Below are 19,825 nucleotides of genomic sequence, written 5' to 3' on the forward strand. Positions count from 1 at the left end.
CTACTCCGTCGATGCTATTTGGCTATTAAGATGGTTACTGAGAAACACACTATGCTGTGCTCCCAGCAACCTAAACGTTATTGAATTAAGTGTTAATTAAAAACCTAACCAATCGTCTCGACGCTCTAGCGTAACTTGCGATACCTTCTCTACGACGACATCACCGCCGTTATAGTTACCCTTATAGATATTGACCTGGTTAATTCCACGATGGTCTTCATTACTCCAATTAGCCGCTAAACACACGCCCTCTAACCCTTTTGGCACCCAGTTTTTATGCACGTACATGCCTTTTTTCACATTTTCACCGGTAATACCGCCGTTATCTTTTGCCCATTCCATTGCTTCTTTCATAAAGAAGGTTGAACAAACACCGCGCATATAATGATGAACACGCTCTTCTGTACCTGACTTATCAGACTGCTTAGATATTTCACGTACTAGCTTCATACCAGGCGCATCATCATTCCAAAAGGGTGTCATGGTCGGGAAAATATAATCCTTTATCCCTTCGCCCGCGGCGGCGAAGATATTCTTATCCCCGCCCCAAATATTCGACATAAATTGAATGTCAGTACCTACGGTGTTACAAGATTTCACCAGTGAAAGCACTGAACCGCCTAAGTTACCAATGTAACCATAGTTAGAACCTGAACTTTTTAAACTTAAACATTGCGCCTTAAAGTCACCGGGTTTCATTGAAATAACAACCGATGGTTGTACATCAAAACCGAGTTCAGTAGCGTATTCCGCACATGCCGCTTTGGGTGCGTTAGGAAATGGATGATTGGCACCGATATGAGTGAATTTAGGCTTACCTTTTTCACCTTTGTCTTTCCAATCTTGTGCCGCCCATTGCACTAAACCACGACAAGCATCTGAGTAAGAGGCGCCATAAAAAAAGTTATAAGGGGCTGGTTTTTTAGTATGTGGATTTTTTCCGGTAGGATCAGTTAAATGACCAGAGTATGACGCTGAAAAAACTGGAATTTTATCTTTTGCAACAAAAGAAATTAACGCTTCAGTATCAGCGGTTCCCCAACCTTGCATCGCGACCATTTTTTTACGTGAATGCCATTTTTTATATGATGCGATGGCTTGCGGTACTTTGTAGGCATAGTCGATAGTTTCATATTCTAAGGTTGTGCCTTTAATACCACCGTTAGCATTAATGTAAGCGAGTGAATCTCGCACACCATCAGCATAGTTTTTACCCACAAAGGCTGTTGGTCCTGACATGTCAGCTAAATGTCCGACAAATACAGAATCTTCTGCTATTACCTGAGTGCTCATCCCCAAAGCACAGTATACGAATAGAGAACTTAATTTTGCTTTATGTTGCATGACTATTTCCTTCTTCTTTTAATGGCTATATTGCCAATGAATTGTTGTAATAATTTTTATTTATTCTTTCCCTTTCTATCCACACGGATTAGTAAGAAAAAGGGTAAAATTTCCAATAGTTTTTAATTTGTGCCCAACGATGTGCCATACCTTCGGGCTCAAAAATGAGGAATAAGATGATGACTAAACCTATTGCCATTTCTTTGATGTAAGCCAAACCATCAACCACGGCAGGAATATTGCCCCAGTCAGTCATTTTCATTAGGCCAACACCGCTTTCTAGCACTTCTGGCAAAAACACCATAAACACAACGCCCATTAACGTGCCTTTAATAGAACCCAAGCCACCAATAATGATCATCGCTAGAAATTGAATTGACATAAATAAGGTAAAACCTTCAGCAGACACATAGCCCAAGTAATGCGCATATAACGCACCACCAATACCGGCATAAAATGAAGAAACACCAAACGATAACAAGCGATATTTATTGAGTTTAATACCCATAATTTCTGCAGAAAGGTAATGATCTCGTACGGCTATAAACGCGCGCCCTTCTCGGCTACGCATTAAATTACAACCCCAGATATACATGAAAACTAAAGCAAATAATGCCACATAAAAAAAGCTTTCATCGGTATCAAAGACAAAGCCGAACAAACTAATAGGGTCTGCAGAAGAACCCGATGAACCACCTGAGAACCAGTCGGCACGTGCAAAAAAGTCTTCCAAAATAAATTGTGCTGCGAGTGTTGCTATTGCTAAATACAAACCTTTAATACGAGAAGCAGGTAAACCAAATATCATGCCCACCCCCATAGTTAAAAAACCGGCCAGTGGAATACAAAGCAATACCGGTATACCAAATGAAGTATTCAGCCAAGCGGATGCAAACGCACCAAAGCCAAAAAAAGCACCATGACCTAAGGATATTTGTCCGGTGTAACCAACGAGAATGTTTAACCCTAAAGCAGCTATGCCCAAATACGATATTTGAATAAATAGCGTCAAGTAGTAAGCGTCAACAACAAAAGGCGCAAGACATAGCAGTGCAATAGTAATCACTGCGATACTTTTGATGGTTTTAGTTTCAAAAATAGTATTATCTTGTTTATAGCTAGTACGAAAATCTCCGCACGGTCGCATTGTTAAACTCGACATAATTAACTCCTAAAAATTACATATAATATGCAACACACGAACAGAACTTTTTAATCCTTAGCGCTGCTCATGTTTTATTTTGAAATTGCAAATAGATTAAATTCGTTCAATATCTTTGGTTCCGAATAAACCGTACGGTTTAAACCAAAGAATAATTAACAATACATAGAATGGTGCGATGTCATACATGTTGCCGATATGAAGATATTGACTATCAAAAAACTCTGCCACATTCTCTAGCACGCCAATAATTAAGCCTCCAACAATAGCGCCAATAATGGAATCTAGTCCGCCAAGGATCACGGCTGGAAACACTTTAACCCCCATCACGGCTAGTGAATTTGAAACACCGTTTACCATGCCAATAACAATACCTGCGGTTGCCGATACTGTTGCAGCAATTCCCCAGCTCATAGCAAACACTTGCTTAACAGATATCCCTACACTCTGTGCGATTTGTTGATCGAAAGCGGTTGCTCGCATCGCTAAACCATATTTGGAATATTTAAAGAATAAGAAGAACGCGACCATGATAATTAACGCTATCACTGTGCTCATTAAGTAAGCTGATTCGATATTCAAACCAAAAATTTGGATATTTTCAGTTTCAAATACTTTTGGAAAACTCTGTGCAGACACACCGAATATCCACTTCATTAACGCTTGGAAAAATATTGATAACCCAATGGTGACCATAATCACTGAAATAATGGGTTCGCCAATCATCGGCCTTAGTACAATCATTTGGATTAAAATACCAAATATTGCCATAAATACCATTGTTGCTAAAAAGCCGACGATAAATGGTAATTCCAAGTAAATCAGCATTGCCCAACAAACCCATGCACCAACCAATAGAAACTCACCTTGGGCAAAGTTAACCACTTGAGTGGATTTATAAACCAGTACAAAACACATACCGACTACGCCATACAGCAAGCCAACAATTAAACCATTGATAACCAGTTGGATTAATAATTCATAATTCATGATGCTCTCCGTTCTGATGTGAGTTCATTTGTTGATGTATCGGGATTAGGTAAAAGCGAAGCCACTGTAAGCGCTGTTTGAATACGCGTTTTAGTACCATCCTGAAAGACAATAACGGTATCAATATCAACCTTTTCTTTGTCTTCATAGATAGATGAAATAATATCGCCGTATTTATCGGCAATAACCCCACGCCTCACTTTACGTGTACGTGTTAATTCACCATCATCGGCATCAAGCTCTTTATAAAGTAGTAAAAACTTATGGATTTTTTGTGCTTCAGGCAGTGATTCATTAACACGTGCAATCTCTTCACTCATTTTTTCATACACCTGGGGGAGCGTAGATAAATTGGTGTAGTTAGTGAATGCATAACCTTGTTGTTCCGCCCATTTGGCGACAATGCTAAAGCGAATACAGATAAGAGCAGAAAGATACGGACGATCTTTTCCTAAGATGACGGCTTCACCGATAAATGATGAAAACTTCAATTTATTTTCAATATATTGTGGTGAGTACTGGACGCCATTGCTGGTACAAGCAAGATCTTTAATACGATCAATGACCACTAGGTGGCCAGACGGTTTAAAGTAGCCTGCATCACCTGTTTGCATCCAACCATCAATAACATCTTCGTCATACGCTTTTTGGTTATTTAAGTAGCCTGTAAACATTCCAACTGTTTTAGCAATAATTTCACCAACACCTTCTTCATCAGTGTTAATGACTTTTACTTGGGCATTATCAAAAGCAACCCCTACACTATCGTAATCAACATCACCTTCATGATGAATTGTGTAGGCACCACACATTTCAGTTTGTCCATAAAGTTGACGTAACGGCACTCCGATAGTTTGGAAAAACCTAAAAGTATCAGGTCCCATAGCAGCCCCGCCCGTAGCAGCGGATTTTAAAAATGAAAAACCCAACCTATCGCGTAGAGCTTTCATCAATAAGACATCAGCAAGCCAAGACTTTTTACCCTGTGCTTGGCTCTCTTTAGCCAACTTCATAGCATAGTTAAACAGTTTTCTTTTAAGCGGGGTTGAATCCATCATACGCGCTTGAACATCTGCCAATATGCCTTCCCAAACGCGAGGCGCAAGCAAAACAAAACTCGGACCAATTTCACGTAAGTCAGACATTAAGGTTTCTTGCTCTTCAACAAAGTTGACAATTTGGCGGGCGATCAACGCTTGACCAACGGCATAAACCTGTTCCATGATCCAAGGTAATGGCAGCACAGAAACATAATTATCACCCGCATTACGAGGATCGGCTCTTAAGTAAGCGCTACAGTGCTTAACAAAATTTCCTCCATTTAACAGGGCAATTTTAGGTTTAGACGTGGTACCTGATGTCGTGCAGTAAATAGCTGTATCTTCTGGCGTTGTTGCTGCAACTAATTGGTCATAATACGTTGGTTGTGCTTTATCAATTTCTTGACCACGTTTATAAAGTGTCTCTATATCAATAAGGCGTGGATCATCATATTTACGCATACCTCGTGGGTCGCAATATACAATGTACTTCACTTTAGGAATGCCATCACCAAGCTCAAGTAACTTGTCACATTGCTCTTCATTCTCAGCAATAACAACAGTCGCGCCACTGCTATCGAGTAGGTAAATCACCTCGTCATGCATCGAGTCTTGATAGATTCCAATCGAGTAACATCGCATCGCATGGGCAGCGACTTCGCCCCACACCCATTCAGGTCTATTATCACCAAGCAAGGCAATAGCATCGCCTTTTTCTACTCCCATATCGAGTAAAGCTGTTGATAGCCATTTCACACGATTGTTATAGTCATTCCAGGTGAATTCATTCCAAATACCAAACTCTTTCTCACGCATTGACACATCGTTAGGCCAATTTTTTGCATTATGTTGTAAAATTTTAGGGAAAGTATTTAAACTTTCCATTTCAAAATCATTTTCATTATTGCTAATTGATGAAGCCATTAGTTAACCCCCTCTAATTGCAATATGTCTTCTTCCTCTTCTTCAAGACCAAGATAAGCACGCTTAACATATGGATCAGCCATCACTTCATCAGGTAAACCACAAATCAGTTTCTTGCCAAAATCAAGTACCATGACTTCATGAGAAATATCCATAACCACCCCCATGTCGTGCTCAATCATTACCACGGTAATACCAAACTCTTCATTCAAATCGAGAATGTATCTGGCCATATCTTCTTTTTCTTCAAGGTTCATGCCCGCCATGGGTTCATCTAAAAGAATTAATTTCGGGTTTAATGCCATTGCACGAGCAAGCTCTACACGTTTGCGTAAGCCGTAAGATAATGTGCCTGCAATTGATTTTCGAATATGAGAGATTTCTAAAAAATCAATAATCTCTTCCACTTTCCGACGATGTGCTAACTCTTCTTTTTGTGCACCAGACACCCAATATAAAGGTCCTGTAAGCCAATTATTTTTTAGCAGGTGATGACGACCAACCATAATATTGTCTAATACCGACATATGCCCAAATAAGGCTAAATTTTGAAAAGTACGTCCCATACCAAGATCGGCGCGGTCATTGGGGCGTAAATCGGTAACATTTTTACCATCAAAGATTATTTTTCCACTATTAGGACGATAGCGCCCCGAAATGCAATTGAGCATTGAAGTTTTACCCGCTCCATTTGGCCCTATAATGGAAAAAACTGAGCCTTTTTTTACTGAAAAGCTAACATCAGTAAGGGCTTTCACACCACCAAACGCCAGTGATATTTGCTCTATATTGAGTATTGACGCAGTCATACTCAACCTCCTAAATTCAAGTGGGGATAAAATTCTGTCACAACTATTATGTTAAAAAATAGAGGGGGAAAACCCCCCTCGAAAACGCAACAAAGATTGGGAAAGTTACGTAAATTTAAACAGTAGAATTGATAACGAGATCACAGTGCGTATCTCATGGTTGCTTGTATGTAGTTAGAATTTTTATCTAGCTCATCAAGAGAAAAGTTACCGACTTCAAAACCTACCGTGAGTTCCTTCGTTAAGTCTTGAAACAGATTAACTCCCCACTGTGTACGTTCTCGATTTGAAACATCACCTTCGACTTTTCCGTACAAAACAGTTGAGCGTAAAGATTCAGTCCAAAAATGGCGGTAAGCAACAAGTACAGAGGTTAAATCTTCCACTTCTTCACCATAAAGATCTTTAACAGCAGCAACGCCAACATAGCGACCTAGTTCACCTTTATGAAATTGGAAACGGATATCATCCTTACCCGTGGTGTTAATTCGACCGGCAATTGAGGCACCAAAAGCGGATTCACTATTTCCTAAACTGGTATTTAATTGACGTGCGAGACCCGAAACAGAAATACTGCCCCAGTCCCCTTCAATATTATATCGAGCAATAACATCCGGTACGCTGTCATTAGCGGTATCACCCCCCCAACTTTCTGGATTTTCAATTGCTACTTGAAAATTACCCATGTTATAGCGAATTTGGCCCTGGCGAATGAACACTAAGCCGGTAGTTGCACCAGCAAAATCAGCGGACTCAGGAATAGCACTTGTATTCATAAACGTTGACCACGTTTGACCAACCGTTAACTCTTTATATTTAACAAAAGCATGACGGATACGTGGATGGGCTGAATTAGAAACTATTTCATTACCGCCACCCCCCCAAAAATCCATTTCGATAAAACCCATAACATCGCCATGAACATATTTGGTATTGAAGCGTGTTTCGTTGGCAAAAATTTTAAATTTAGAAGCATCTTCGGTAAGTGGTTCGCCATCTCCTATCCAAAAATCTTTATAAGCAACATCACCATCAACATAACGAGCATCAATTTTAATGTAACCACCAAAAGTTAATTTATCATCTTCTGTTAAGTCAATTTCGTAGCCAGCAAACGCAGAACTTGTTGCTGCCATAAACGAAGATGCAAGTAGAATTTTTTTATATTTTGAATTAAACATTTAACTATTTCCCCTTGTATTTGTTTAATCAATACTATGGCAGTCGAACAAATCGACAATTGGAAATAAGGCCTAGCACCTAACACTTAGTCCTTTAGTCCAATTCCGTATAATTAATCTTGTGAGGGAAAATAGCTAAAGTTAAGATGAACAAATAAAATCAACTGGCGTGATAATAAGGAATATATGTTTTCAAATTGGCTATTGGTAAGCGTAAGCATTGGCTATATCAGCTTATTGTTTCTCATTGCCTATTTAGGTGGAAAATATCGCCATAAATTATTAGAAAAACAAAATGCAATTATCTATGCATTATCGCTTGGTGTTTATTGCACCTCTTGGGGGTTTTTAGGCACATCGGCACAAGCAGCAAATAATTCATTTACTTATATTTCGGTATATCTCGCACCAATATTATTATTTATTTTTGCATGGCCCTTTATTCAACGCATAATAACAACAAGTCTCAAGCTCAAGATCACTTCCATTGCGGACCTACTTTCTGCCCGTTTTGGTAAATCCCAAAGCTTGGCATTTGTTGTCACGCTAGTTGCGTTAATTGGTACTTTGCCTTATATAGCCTTACAGCTAAAAGCTATTGTTTACTCATACAAAATATTACAGCAAAATCAAGATCTTAATGTTTGGCAGATTGGTCTGGTTGTGAGTGGCATTTTGGCAGGCTTCACGATTATATTTGGCATAAGAACCATAGATGTTACTGAGCGTCATCCCGGTGTAATGATTGCTATTGCTTTTGAGTCTGTAGTTAAATTAATCGCTTTTTTATTGGTGGGCCTCTTTGTTTCCTTCGTCATCTATGATTCACCCATCGACATTTGGCGACTATCACAAAACAATATTTCATTTACACAACAATTTGATAGCAGCAGCCTGATCGGTATGGTGGGTTTATTAATTATCGTGATGTCTGCCTTCCTATGTTTACCAAGACAATTTCAAGTAATGTTTGTTGAAATTAAGGAAAAAAAAACCAGTAATTTAGCAAGATGGTTGCTCCCCATCTACATTATTGTTTTTGCTTTTTTTGCTGGCCCGATAGGCCTTGCAGGGACATTAAATTATGGTCAATCAATAGATGCAGACGCTTATGTGTTGTTTCTTCCGGCCTATAACGGGCAAGTATGGCTTTCTTTATTTGCTTTTCTTGGCGCCATTTCTGCTGCTAGCTCTATGGTTATCGTGTCGACAATAGCGTTAAGCACGATGTTAAGTAACGAAATAGTATTCCCATTAATGTTCAAGTTAGCACCACGAAAAAATCATGATTTTCTACATTTTCAATCACGCTTATTACTGATCCGTAAAGCCCTTGTCATTGCAGTGATCACACTCAGTTATTGTATGTTACTACTTTCTCCTCCTGACACATTAGCGTCATTGGGGGAAGTTGCATTTGGGGCTATCGCACAAATTGGTCCAGCTCTTTTAGCCGCTTTTTTCTGGCGAAGAGCGACTCAAAAAGGTGTGTTATGGGGAATAGTAAGCGGGTTTTCTATCTGGACATTATTGAATTTATTACCACAACTTGGCTTCTACCAACATCCTTTAGCGCATACAGACTGGCCTGAAACAACCATGGTGACACTCTTTGGCCTCTGCATTAACATCTTAGTACTGTATATTGTTTCACTACTAACACGGCAAAGTATCCGTGAAGAAATGCAGAGTAAATTTTTTTATAAAGAAGATAAAAATCAGCTCCCTTATTTACCTAAGCAACCTAAAGTTGTTCTGCTCGAATTAGAATATCTCGTTGCACGCTTTATAGGCCAAGAAAAATCAACCGATTGCTTTGCACAATTTAATCAATCACACAAAAATAAAAAACATAAAACCTACAACGAAGCCTTGTTATTTCATGCAGAAAACACTCTAGCCAGTGTTATGGGCTCAGCATCTGCAAAGCTCGTTATTTCCTTCGCCTTAGGTGGTCGCGACATAGCATTTGACCAAGTAGCCCAAATTGTTAAAGACAATTCAACACAGCAGTTAGAATTTAGCCGTTCGGTATTACAAGGAGCAATAGAGAATACCAGTGAAGGTATATCAGTCATTGACGGAAATTTAAATTTAGTCGCATGGAATAAACAATATCTCGACATTTTTAATTATCCCAAAGATCTGGTTTATATCGGTTGCCCAATAAGCCAACTTATTCGTTATAACCTCGCTAATCAAAAACACTACATTCTCGATATTGAAGCCCAAGTTCAAAAACGATTACAATTTATAAGGGCTGGTAGTAAACATAAGTCAGAGCGAAAACTACCAAATGATAAAATCATTAACATTGAGGGGAACCCAATACCCGGCGGTGGTTTTGTCATGATTTTCTCCGATATTACGGAGTTTCGTCAAACAGAGAATTACCTTAAAGAAGAGAACACCGACCTTGAAAGTCGCGTATTATCACGCACTAAAGAATTAGAGCAAGCAAACTTAGAACTCGAAAACGCCAACCGAGAATTAGCCCATGCGCAGCTTAAAGCAGAGCAAGCGCATTTGAAAAAAAGTCAATATTTACGTGCCTGTAGCCATGACTTATTGCAAGCATTATCCGCTGCTCGACTATTTTCATCTGCTGTATGTTTAAGTTCAAGAGTGTCCCGACAAGAACGACAGCAAATAAAACAAATAGACAATTCACTCGAGATAGCAAACAATTTACTCTTAGACTTAAATGAAATAGCCCGTATCGAAAGTGGCAATATAATCCCGGATATTTCGATCATCTGTGTTGAACAATTATTTTCTATGTTGCAGTCAGAGTTTTCAGTGCTAACTAAAGATTACCATATCGATTTTCATTGTCATTGTCATTCAAGTAAGTTATACATCAAAAGTGATTTAACGTTATTAGTAAGAATTGTGCAAAACTTCCTAAGTAATGCCTTTCGTTATGCTAACCATGGCAAGGTATTATTAGGCTGTCGTCGTAAAGGTCAAAATTTATGTATACAGGTACTCGATAATGGACCAGGAATACCTGAAGATAAGCAACAACAAGTATTTGAACAATTCACTCAGTTATCAACAAATTTGGTAGGACCTAAAGGCTTAGGTTTAGGACTAAATATAGCACAAAGTTTAGCCAACATTTTGCAGCATGACCTTGGACTCATCTCAAAAGTAGGATGCGGTTGCTTATTTAGCGTTGAAGTTCCCATTGCCAAAGAGCCAAAAATAATACAAGCAAAAGCCACTCGGGCCAGTGCAACTTTACAAGGGGTAGGCGTACTTTGCATTGACAACGAGATGGATGTAATTTCGGGCATGAGTGACTTATTAACCGCGTGGAAATGTCGAGTTTTTACTGCCCGCACTGCTAAGCAGGCTCTTGAAATTTATCAGGCTCACGAAGAAGATATCGATATATTATTAGTAGATTATCAATTGGTTGACGAAAAGCAAAGTGATTATCTTCAATACAAAAACTCACACAAAAGAACCAATTTTTCAAATAATCACAATAACAATAATCGCTGTGCTAATGAAAATAGACTTAATGGCATTGAATTAATTGCTTGTCTACGGGCGAAAAGTCATTACCCACTACCTGCAATATTAATTACTGCGACAACAGATGAGTCCGTATTAGTACAAGCACAACAAGCTGATATAGGCTATTTAAGGAAGATCATAAAACCACTCGCTTTACGTGCTTTAATGAGCTCATTATTGACGAGAAAACTAGAGCAAAATTACATTCCTAACTCATTCAATTAGCACAATCGCTACTGTGTAAAAGATGCATTTGCCATTTGACGATCATTTAATAGAATAACGGCTTGTGTGCGATTTTTTACGCCTAGCTTTAAAAATATAGTACTTGCATGGCTTTTTATTGTGGATTCTGAAAGATTAAGCTCATAAGCTATTTGCTTATTAAGCAAACCTTCTGCAAACATCAATAATATTTTCCGTTGCTGTGGTGTTAATGATGTCAACTTATCTTCTTGTTCTACGATATCATCATCAGGATTATAACTTCCGATTGGCGTCCATAACTTCCCGTTAATAACATCATTAATTGCTTTGATCATTGCCGGTACAGGTGTCGACTTAGGTATAAATCCCGCAGCACCTAAGTTCATGGCCTTACGAATCGTCTCAGGCTCTTCAAAACCAGAAATAACAATCACACCAATTTCTGGATATGTGTGTCGGATATTAATCAAAGTGTTAAAACCTTGCGCCCCCGGGATATCCAGATCAAGTAGTATCAGATCGATATCAGAGGTTTCTTCCAATTTTTGCTCTAATTCAGGAATCGTCTGTGCTTCAAGTAAACAAGAACAAACAAAGCTAGACTTCAACATGAACGACAATGCTTGTCTAAAAAGTGGGTGGTCATCTGCGATAATGATCTTAGTATTTAATGTCATTTTATAACTTAATATTTAGATTGATGAGCTTTTAGTGTTAGCAAAGTAAATGTGCGCCAAGCTAGTGTTAACTCGATAAGGTAACAATATTATAAATAACTTCAATGGCAATTATGGCAAACAAGACTAAAGGACTAAGACATCAAACGTAAAAAAGCACGTTTAAACGACAAAGCACAGGCGTGTTTTAACGGATTCGACAGCCTCAGTTAAGACATAATAAGCTAACGAGTAAGCAGAAATGAAAAACGGAAAAGGTATACCTAAGAGTTTATATTTAATGTATTTTTTTAGTTAGAGATCAAAGAATGACGGCTGCTAAAGCAAGTTTTAATTGAGGTGTTAGCGCTCAAATGCTTGGTTACAGGCTCAAACAATCAAATTAAAATGCTAAAGGATATTGCCAAATTTAGTGACAATACTTATGGTGAACGACGTATTAAAGTCGTACGTAATAGCTTCGGTTCCTGTAAGTCGAGGGATAATAGCCAACTTACCTGTGAAGCGCTAACAATGTCATTTCCCCTCATGAGTAAAAGGTTGTTGCGAGGGTAATGCTGTAGCAAAAATATTTTTGGGTAGCTAAAAGCAAGATCGTGTGTCTGGAGAAACGATGAAGCTCTTTAAGATGCACTTGGTGTGGTGAAGAATTGCATCACAATGTGTACAAGGGTAACCGGTGCCATTCTTATTTAATGTATCAAAGGCCTGGTGATTTTGAATTGAAATTCATGTGTTTGAAAAACAGCCTAACAGAGGTGTTTGAATTTACATAACTAGGCCAGATAACAGCTCGACTTGTTGATGCTCATCGTCAGTTAGTGCACCGTAATCTCTTGGGTATGACCAACCATAACCCCAGCGAAATTGAGTAGGTAAATAAGGCGTGCCACCCACTCTTACTCCGGCTAACATCAATAAAGCAATTTGTGGCTGACCCACGTTTGTGACACAAGCACGTAACGCTTTATCTGATGTGAGGCGTTCATCAAATGTGCCGCCTTTCCAATAGTCGTAATCATGATTTTGACAGCATGCCAACCATAATTCACTTTGCTCGAAAGTCCCATTAGGAAACGCACTGCAACCATCACTGGTGAAAGGTGTTAGCGCGTCAGCCTGTGCAAAATTGACTAGCATCGACACACTGGCGAAAACCAGAGCAGTGCAATTTAAGCAATATTTGTTCACTATTAACATCCAGCTTTGATTATTCACACATTATGATGCCACAGCAGCGATGACAGTAATAGAATAAAACGTTGCTTGTTGATTAAATCATCTTTCACATCAATGGGTAACGCTTTATAACTGCCAGACTAATGTGCCAGATTAGCAAACCATTTTTGGTACGGTTGATACACGTCGTAAAGCCAATTAAAGACTGCGGTATACACTAAAATAAAGCCTAAAACCCCAGCTTCTAATATTAAGGTGTTAATCAGACTTAATGACAAATACCATGACACTAATGGGATGGTGAAAAATAACATCCCGCCTTCAAAACCCAATGCATGAACGACTCTAATGCCAATTTTACGCTCAACTCTGTCAGAACCGTTGAGCTTATCAAACAATATGTTGTAAACGTAGTTCCAAAAAACAGCAAATAATGACAAACAAATACTCACTATCAACATGTCTGTGCTGTTTTGTTCCACTAACATCGCACTCACTGGCACAATAAAGGCCAACGCTATTACCTCAAAAGACACGGCGTGGAACACTCTTTCTCTTCTTTGCATGTTTATCTCTATTTAATGGTGACGTTTTGGCTATTTTCATCCAATATATAGATACATTGAAGTTGGTAAGTATCGGTAAACACGATATGTATAGTATTGAACAGCTTGAGGCCTTTGTGGCGACCGTAAAAACGGGCTCATTTTCATCTGCAGCAAGAGCGCTTAATAAAGCACAATCAGTTATCAGTCAGCATGTGATAAATCTTGAAATTGACTGTAATAGCGAACTATTTGATCGCAGTGGCCGCTATCCTCAATTGACACCAGCAGGTAAAAAACTACTGCCCCATGCCCAAGTGTTGCTCAGCCAGCATCAACGACTGCGCGATTGCGCCCAAAGTTTAGACCAACAAGCAATATCTGAATTGACGATTGGTTTAGATGAAGGAATACCTCTACAAAAGCTGTTCAATATTATTAATGAGCTCGAAGCTAAGTTTCCGACAATTACGCTTGAGTTTTTAACCGCATCAAGCATCGATATTATCGATATGATTGATACTGAGCGGGCTGTCACCGGCATTATTTTCAGCGAGTTAACGATCCCGGCTCACATCGATTTTGAATCTATTGGGTCAATTAAATTTGATATGTATGTGGCCAGCACACATCTCTTAGCACAACAGATATATGATAATTTAGCCCATTTGAAATTGCATCGTCAACTATTGATACGGTCACGAAATACTAAATCCAGTAGCTTTCAATTCGCCATTAGCCCAGACGTTTGGTACGCCGACAATTATTATATTTTGCTAGAACTTGCATTGCAGGGCCATGGCTGGTGTTTACTGCCAAATCATATTGCCAATCACTACGTGGATAGCGGGCAACTAGTCATGTTACCGTCTGAATTTAAAGAGATTGGTTGGCAAGCAAATGTTGATGTTATTCAACACCATCGCTACAGTCACGAACCGGTGTTTAAGCAACTCAGACATTCTTTGCGACAATTACTAACGTATTCAGCATGATGATGAACACTTTTAAAAATTGTTATTTGAGTTCACAATAACTTCGCAGTTAATGACATTAAGCGAGAAAGCCTACTATGCAACAGCATCAAAATCCCCTGTTTATATCGCATGGATCGCCTATGATGGCGGTTGAAAACAGCAACACATCGCGTTTTTTACAACGACTAGGCCAACAGCTCCCTACCCCAAAAGCCATTGTGGTATTTTCGGCCCATTTAGATGTCACTGACGATGTGGTGATTACCGCTGGAGCGCGTCCTGAAACAATACACGATTTTTATGGTTTCCCTGATGAACTGTATCAAATTCGCTACCCTGCACCTGGCGCACCTGTATTGGCAAAACAAATTGCCGACACGTTTATGAGTGCAGGTATTAAGGTCAATTTATCTCTAACACAAGGCTGGGATCATGGCGTGTGGATCCCACTGAAATTAATGCACCCGCAGGCGAACATTCCCATTGTACAAATATCCATTAATACCCGTGTAAGTGCAGCGCAAAACTATCGTTATGGACAGCTTATAACATCGTTAAAACACGACAACATTCTTATCATTGGTTCTGGTGGAATAAGCCATAATTTAAGCGAGGTTTTTCGTCAGCCTAAAACACCAAATGGCGTTGATATGATGAATCAATTCACAAAGTGGGTTGAAGAGAAATTAGTAAACAATGATACCGAATCGTTGTTGAGCTACATACAGCTCGCGCCGTTTGCCCAGTTTAATCATCCGACTCAGGAACATTTTTTACCGCTTATTGCTATTTTAGGAGCAAGTGAAGCAAGTGTTGCCAAAAAAATACATCAAGATGTTGAGTATGAATTGTTAGCACTCGATGCTTACTCGTTTACTTAAACAGGATGTATTAGATAATAAGCATAGAGTAAAAATTTAAGCTTATGTATTCGCAATATTAATAATAGCTATTGAATAAAAGAGCCGCAATCACATGACAGTAATTCAAACATATTGGACGTAGTAGGTAATTCGTCATAAACTGCAATGAAGTCTTATATTTCATTGTCGATACATTTATAAACTCTTCCTAAGTGTTTTTGGTAAAAGCTTGATCTTCATTGAGTTATTTCGCTTATATTACAGTACTGAATACGCTATATTATTAAACATATCTTGCTATAACAATATCATGTCTAGCATGGCTCATACGTTGATAAGTAACCCCAAGGAAACGATTTATGCTGATTGAACATGACATTACTGACGTTTGTGTTGGAATGTATGTGGTCGAAATAACCGAACCCAAAGATACGTTTTCGCTCGCTAAACCTGGTGTGCTTAAAAGCGAACGAGTCATTGAAGCATTAAAGCGAAAATCGGTTACTAAACTGCTTATTGATACCAGTAAAACTGAAGTTATTGTCGAAAAATCCGAGCAAAAAATCAGTGTGCCTAAGTCTCAACCGCCTCGTAAACTCACGCCTGCACGCACCGATGTTAAGGCAAATTTCTTTAATCAAGAAATAGTGAGAGCACGCCAAGTGTTTAATGAGTCAAAAGACATTCAAAAAAAGCTGTTTCATAATGCACAGCATGGTTTGCCTCTGGACATGGATCCGGTACAAAAAATTACCGCTGAATCCACAGATTTAATTTTTAATAATCCAAATGCTTTGTCATGTGTGATTAATATTCGTAATAAAGATGAATATTTATTAGAACATTCTGTGTCTGTGTCCGTGCTGATGACCATGTTTGCCGTGTACAAAAAAATCGACAAAGACATTGTTAATCAATTAGCTATTGGTGCATTTTTACATGATGTTGGAAAAATCATGATCCCAGATCGGATTTTAAACAAGCCGGACAAACTGACCGATGAAGAGTTTCATATTATGAAAACTCATGCCAGTTACTCAATTGAAATAATGAAGAGCACCCCAGGGATCAGTCCGCTGAGTTTAGAAGTAGCTAGCTTACACCATGAAAAACTCAATGGATTAGGTTACCCATTTGGCGTACCAGCAGAAAAAATCACCCTTTATGGCCGCATGATCAGCATATGCGATATTTATGATGCGCTGACTTCACACCGCTGTTACAAACAAGGTTATGCCCAAGTTAAAGCGTTCAGTATTTTGCGCGCGTTAGCGGATAAAAATGAATTAGATAAAGACTTAGTCGATCAATTTATTCGCTGTATGGGCGTTTACCCTGTCGGGTCGGTGGTTCAACTTGAATCAAATAGACTCGCTATAGTGGAAGGTCATAACCCGAAAGACCCTATCCGTCCGTTAGTCAGACCCTTCTATCATTTAAAACCTGAGCATTTTGAAGCAGGAAACAAAATTGATTTAGCCACCGTGACTGACGACTTAATTGTTAAGTGCGTACGTGCTGATGATTTTAACCTGAACATGGAACAAATTATTGAGTATCTAGCTCACGAAGGATAGAGAAATGCCATTAAACGAATTTAATGGCATTTTTTGTTTATCAAAAGCTTGCAGCATAAAGCTTGCTCATTCGCTATTTAGATGCAGGCAATACTTTGAGTCCAAATAAATATCGTGTGAGCTTAAACGGCCTAATCACGTAGTAACATAGCAAGGCACACACCATAAAAGCACTCATTAATACACTGACAGATTTAACCGCAATAGACGCCTGCCACTGCACAATATAAAACGCCAATATAACAATCACGGTTTGATGCAGAATATAAAACGGATAGATTAATTCATTGGTTTGATGTAACCATGTTGGCGTCTTTTTAATATGAGCAATCGCAAAACCTGCCATGGTTAATAACCCAGACCAAGACACTAGCGTACAAACTAACCACCATAATTGCCATCGTGTTGTAAGTGACAAATATGGGCTTAAATCAGGTGAGTAATAGTAGCCATAAAACAGGATTGAACTCACGAGCAAACTGACTAAATAAGTGTATCGATGTTCAGCTATTGCCCGCCAAATAACCTCACTTTTAACAAAACACATGCCCGCAAAAAAGAAAAACAGATAGAACACACTTAATGACAGGTTTTCGATATGATGACTGTCTGATGGCGCAACATATTTGAGCGCACCACGTAATACGATTAACACTAAAACTAAAGAGAGTAAGCCAAAACGATGACGACTGATTCGTTCAAGCCATTGTTGTAATTTATTGCCGGTTTGACGTGTTAACCAGTGCCTAAATGGCACAGCAAGCAGCATAAAAATGACTAAAAACTCTATAAACCATAAATGATTACTATCAAACGACAACAGCAACTGACCATAGGCCGATGCTAAAGAGCTATATTCAGTGATGTTCTCATAATAATTTTGTGGCGGCACAATCAATATCATTCCCACCAGCAAAGGGATAAAAAGCCGGTGAAATTTACTCGATAGAAATTGGCGAACAGGCATTTTTTGCAGTAACAAAAAGCTGGCTGCACCAGCGATAAAGAACAATGTTTGCAGTCTGAGCTGTTCAAAATACACCATGATATCGTCAAGCACCTTGCTCGACTCATTGTTCATTACATGCCAGCCGTCACCATTAAAGGGCATAAACACATGGTGTAAAAATACCGCAAAAATCAATATTACCCTTAACCAATCAAGTTCTGAGTAACGTCTGTTGTGTTGTAACATTTGTTGCATAATCAATGCCTTCCTTTGGCTTATATTTGTAAAATATTCTGCATGAAGGATAGCTTATCTTCTGAGATTTACTTTCACCAGCCCATACAGTTCATTATTCCCGGCTAGTTTATAAAAAAATAGCAGATAGCTAGTTTGCTATTTGTTCATGTCACACATAGCAAAGAGTCGTTTTTACAAAATTTCCTACAAAATAGGTTAACTCTAAATCAAAAGTATGCAGTAAATACCACTAATAAACTTGGTGTGTGCTACTTTATTCATATCGATATTAATCGGTTTAAATAATGAATACGTTAACCCTTGAATATATCAAAAGCATATTACCGCCACGGCCGGATAACAGTCATAAAATGACGTTTGGCCATGTATTGAATATTGCCGGTTCGCTGCATTACCGCGGGGCAGCTTATTTGTCGAGTTTATCCGCATTACGAGTGGGCGCGGGTTACGTCACCTTAGCCAGTAGCCCATCGGTATGTGACAGTGTGAGTGCATTAACACCCAACATCGTTACTTTTGCGTTACGAACGTTGTCGCCATTATCGGTTCACTCACTACAACGCACAGCAAATCTACATCTAAAAGATGCGCAAATCGTCGATGTACAAACTCTTTCACCACAAGCTGTTTTACAGCTCAGAGATAAATTGACTCAAGCCAGCGCCATTTCAATTGGCAGTGGTTTAAGCATTGGCCAAAGTACCGATCAATGCATCGATATCACAGCTATTAACACTGAGTTAACTGTAGATGTTGACGTGACTCTTTGCACTGAGATGAGCGCAGAGATAAGCACAGACTTGAACTCAGATTTGAACTCAGATTTGAATTCAGATTTACGTTCAGAGTTGCCTATTTGTAATGTCATCAAAGATAATCAACCACACTCAAACGAGTTAATCCCCCCACAAGGGAATCATGGTTTTTTTTACGCCCTACTCAACGAAATACAAACCTGCACAAAGCCAGTAATATTCGATGCTGACGCGCTAAACTTTATTAGCCACTTACTTAACCCACCAGTACAATTCGGAACAACTACGGTGACTTTGCCTAACAAGAGTATTATCACACCCCACCCAAAAGAGCTGGCAAGATTACTCAATATGGATGTCGCAACACTACAAACACAGCGGATGCATTTTGCTCGCTTAGCGGCAAAACAGTTAAATACGATTGTGGTGCTGAAAGGTAAAAACACCGTGATAACTGACGGTAATGATGTTTTCATTAACCCAACAGGTAACAGCGCGCTAGCCAAAGCCGGAACCGGAGATGTGTTAACAGGTATGATTTCAGGGTTTTGCGCTCAAGGCGTTAGCCCAATAAATGCAGCGTGTTTGGGTGTGTATCTGCATGGTTTGGCAGGCAACATTGCTGCAGAGGACTTAAGCCAATATGGCATGTTAGCCAGTGACCTACTTAGCTATATTCCTAAAGCTATTTTAAAAGTATTAGCCATTTAGCCATTTAGCCATTTAGCCATTTAGCCAATGCGAAATCAGCGCGTGATGGTGACCAATACCGAGATGGCTTACCAAAGGCTATATCGTAATAGTGCATGCTATAAATGTTTATTCATACCCTATTTTAAAACACAAAAGTAAATGACCTCTGC

The 19,825-nt window shown here is 39.0% G+C and carries 15 protein-coding genes; 5 read left to right on the forward strand and 10 right to left on the reverse strand.

Features of this window, described 5'->3' with window-relative positions; all coding sequences use genetic code 11:
• Positions 1-96: 96 nt before the first annotated feature.
• The 6 genes from EGC86_RS16445 to EGC86_RS16470 all read right to left on the reverse strand — a co-directional run bounded on the left by EGC86_RS16445 (position 97) and on the right by EGC86_RS16470 (position 7,450).
• A complete protein-coding gene (locus EGC86_RS16445; protein WP_123778264.1) occupies positions 97-1,344 on the reverse strand; it encodes an ABC transporter substrate-binding protein in 1,248 nt (415 codons plus the stop codon).
• Between the two features lie 88 nt (positions 1,345-1,432).
• Positions 1,433-2,506: a branched-chain amino acid ABC transporter permease gene (locus EGC86_RS16450; RefSeq protein WP_011637299.1), complete on the reverse strand. Its 1,074-nt coding sequence runs from the start codon at positions 2,504-2,506 to the stop codon at positions 1,433-1,435.
• Positions 2,507-2,602: 96 nt separating this feature from the next.
• Positions 2,603-3,496, reverse strand: coding sequence for a branched-chain amino acid ABC transporter permease (locus tag EGC86_RS16455; protein WP_123778265.1), 894 nt, complete (start codon positions 3,494-3,496; stop codon positions 2,603-2,605).
• Positions 3,493-5,460 carry a long-chain fatty acid--CoA ligase gene (locus tag EGC86_RS16460; protein ID WP_123778266.1) on the reverse strand — a complete coding sequence of 656 codons (1,968 nt, stop codon included), beginning with the start codon at positions 5,458-5,460 and terminating at the stop codon, positions 3,493-3,495. The genes EGC86_RS16455 and EGC86_RS16460 overlap by 4 nt, the downstream gene beginning before the upstream one ends.
• The gene (locus EGC86_RS16465; protein WP_123778267.1) at positions 5,460-6,269 is read right to left on the reverse strand and encodes an ABC transporter ATP-binding protein; all 810 of its coding nucleotides are present in this window, start codon (positions 6,267-6,269) and stop codon (positions 5,460-5,462) included. Before EGC86_RS16465 ends, EGC86_RS16460 begins: the two co-directional genes overlap by 1 nt.
• 140 nt (positions 6,270-6,409) lie before the next feature.
• Positions 6,410-7,450: a DcaP family trimeric outer membrane transporter gene (locus tag EGC86_RS16470; RefSeq protein WP_123778268.1), complete on the reverse strand. Its 1,041-nt coding sequence runs from the start codon at positions 7,448-7,450 to the stop codon at positions 6,410-6,412.
• 186 nt (positions 7,451-7,636) lie between these two features.
• Between EGC86_RS16470 and EGC86_RS16475 the strand changes: the two genes are divergently transcribed.
• Entirely contained in the window at positions 7,637-11,200 is a 3,564-nt protein-coding gene (locus EGC86_RS16475) for a hybrid sensor histidine kinase/response regulator (protein WP_123778269.1), read from the forward strand.
• 8 nt (positions 11,201-11,208) lie between these two features.
• On the opposite strand, the gene EGC86_RS16480 is transcribed toward EGC86_RS16475, so the two are convergent.
• From EGC86_RS16480 to EGC86_RS16490, 3 genes are all read right to left on the reverse strand, one after another.
• Positions 11,209-11,859 carry a response regulator transcription factor gene (locus EGC86_RS16480; protein WP_123778270.1) on the reverse strand — a complete coding sequence of 217 codons (651 nt, stop codon included), beginning with the start codon at positions 11,857-11,859 and terminating at the stop codon, positions 11,209-11,211.
• Between the two features lie 768 nt (positions 11,860-12,627).
• Positions 12,628-13,059 (reverse strand): hypothetical protein, encoded by a 432-nt coding sequence (locus tag EGC86_RS16485; RefSeq protein WP_425376050.1) that lies wholly within the window; start codon positions 13,057-13,059, stop codon positions 12,628-12,630.
• 119 nt (positions 13,060-13,178) lie between these two features.
• The gene (locus tag EGC86_RS16490; protein WP_123778271.1) at positions 13,179-13,604 is read right to left on the reverse strand and encodes a PACE efflux transporter; all 426 of its coding nucleotides are present in this window, start codon (positions 13,602-13,604) and stop codon (positions 13,179-13,181) included.
• 86 nt (positions 13,605-13,690) lie between these two features.
• Here EGC86_RS16490 and EGC86_RS16495 point away from each other — a divergent pair, with 86 nt between their 5' ends.
• The 3 genes from EGC86_RS16495 to EGC86_RS16505 all read left to right on the forward strand — a co-directional run bounded on the left by EGC86_RS16495 (position 13,691) and on the right by EGC86_RS16505 (position 17,000).
• Positions 13,691-14,578 carry a LysR family transcriptional regulator gene (locus EGC86_RS16495; RefSeq protein ID WP_041413545.1) on the forward strand — a complete coding sequence of 296 codons (888 nt, stop codon included), beginning with the start codon at positions 13,691-13,693 and terminating at the stop codon, positions 14,576-14,578.
• 77 nt (positions 14,579-14,655) lie between these two features.
• A complete protein-coding gene (locus tag EGC86_RS16500) occupies positions 14,656-15,441 on the forward strand; it encodes a DODA-type extradiol aromatic ring-opening family dioxygenase (protein ID WP_123778272.1) in 786 nt (261 codons plus the stop codon).
• Between the two features lie 341 nt (positions 15,442-15,782).
• Positions 15,783-17,000: a cyclic di-GMP phosphodiesterase gene (locus EGC86_RS16505; RefSeq protein WP_123778273.1), complete on the forward strand. Its 1,218-nt coding sequence runs from the start codon at positions 15,783-15,785 to the stop codon at positions 16,998-17,000.
• A 73-nt stretch (positions 17,001-17,073) separates the two neighbouring features.
• Here EGC86_RS16505 and EGC86_RS16510 read toward each other — a convergent pair whose 3' ends face one another.
• Positions 17,074-18,204 carry an acyltransferase family protein gene (locus EGC86_RS16510; protein WP_123778274.1) on the reverse strand — a complete coding sequence of 377 codons (1,131 nt, stop codon included), beginning with the start codon at positions 18,202-18,204 and terminating at the stop codon, positions 17,074-17,076.
• A gap of 287 nt (positions 18,205-18,491) precedes the next feature.
• Here EGC86_RS16510 and EGC86_RS16515 point away from each other — a divergent pair, with 287 nt between their 5' ends.
• The gene (locus EGC86_RS16515) at positions 18,492-19,673 is read left to right on the forward strand and encodes an NAD(P)H-hydrate dehydratase (RefSeq protein WP_123778275.1); all 1,182 of its coding nucleotides are present in this window, start codon (positions 18,492-18,494) and stop codon (positions 19,671-19,673) included.
• Positions 19,674-19,825 lie beyond the last annotated feature (152 nt).

This window comes from Shewanella frigidimarina (genome assembly GCF_003797125.1).
Lineage (GTDB): Bacteria > Pseudomonadota > Gammaproteobacteria > Enterobacterales > Shewanellaceae > Shewanella > Shewanella frigidimarina.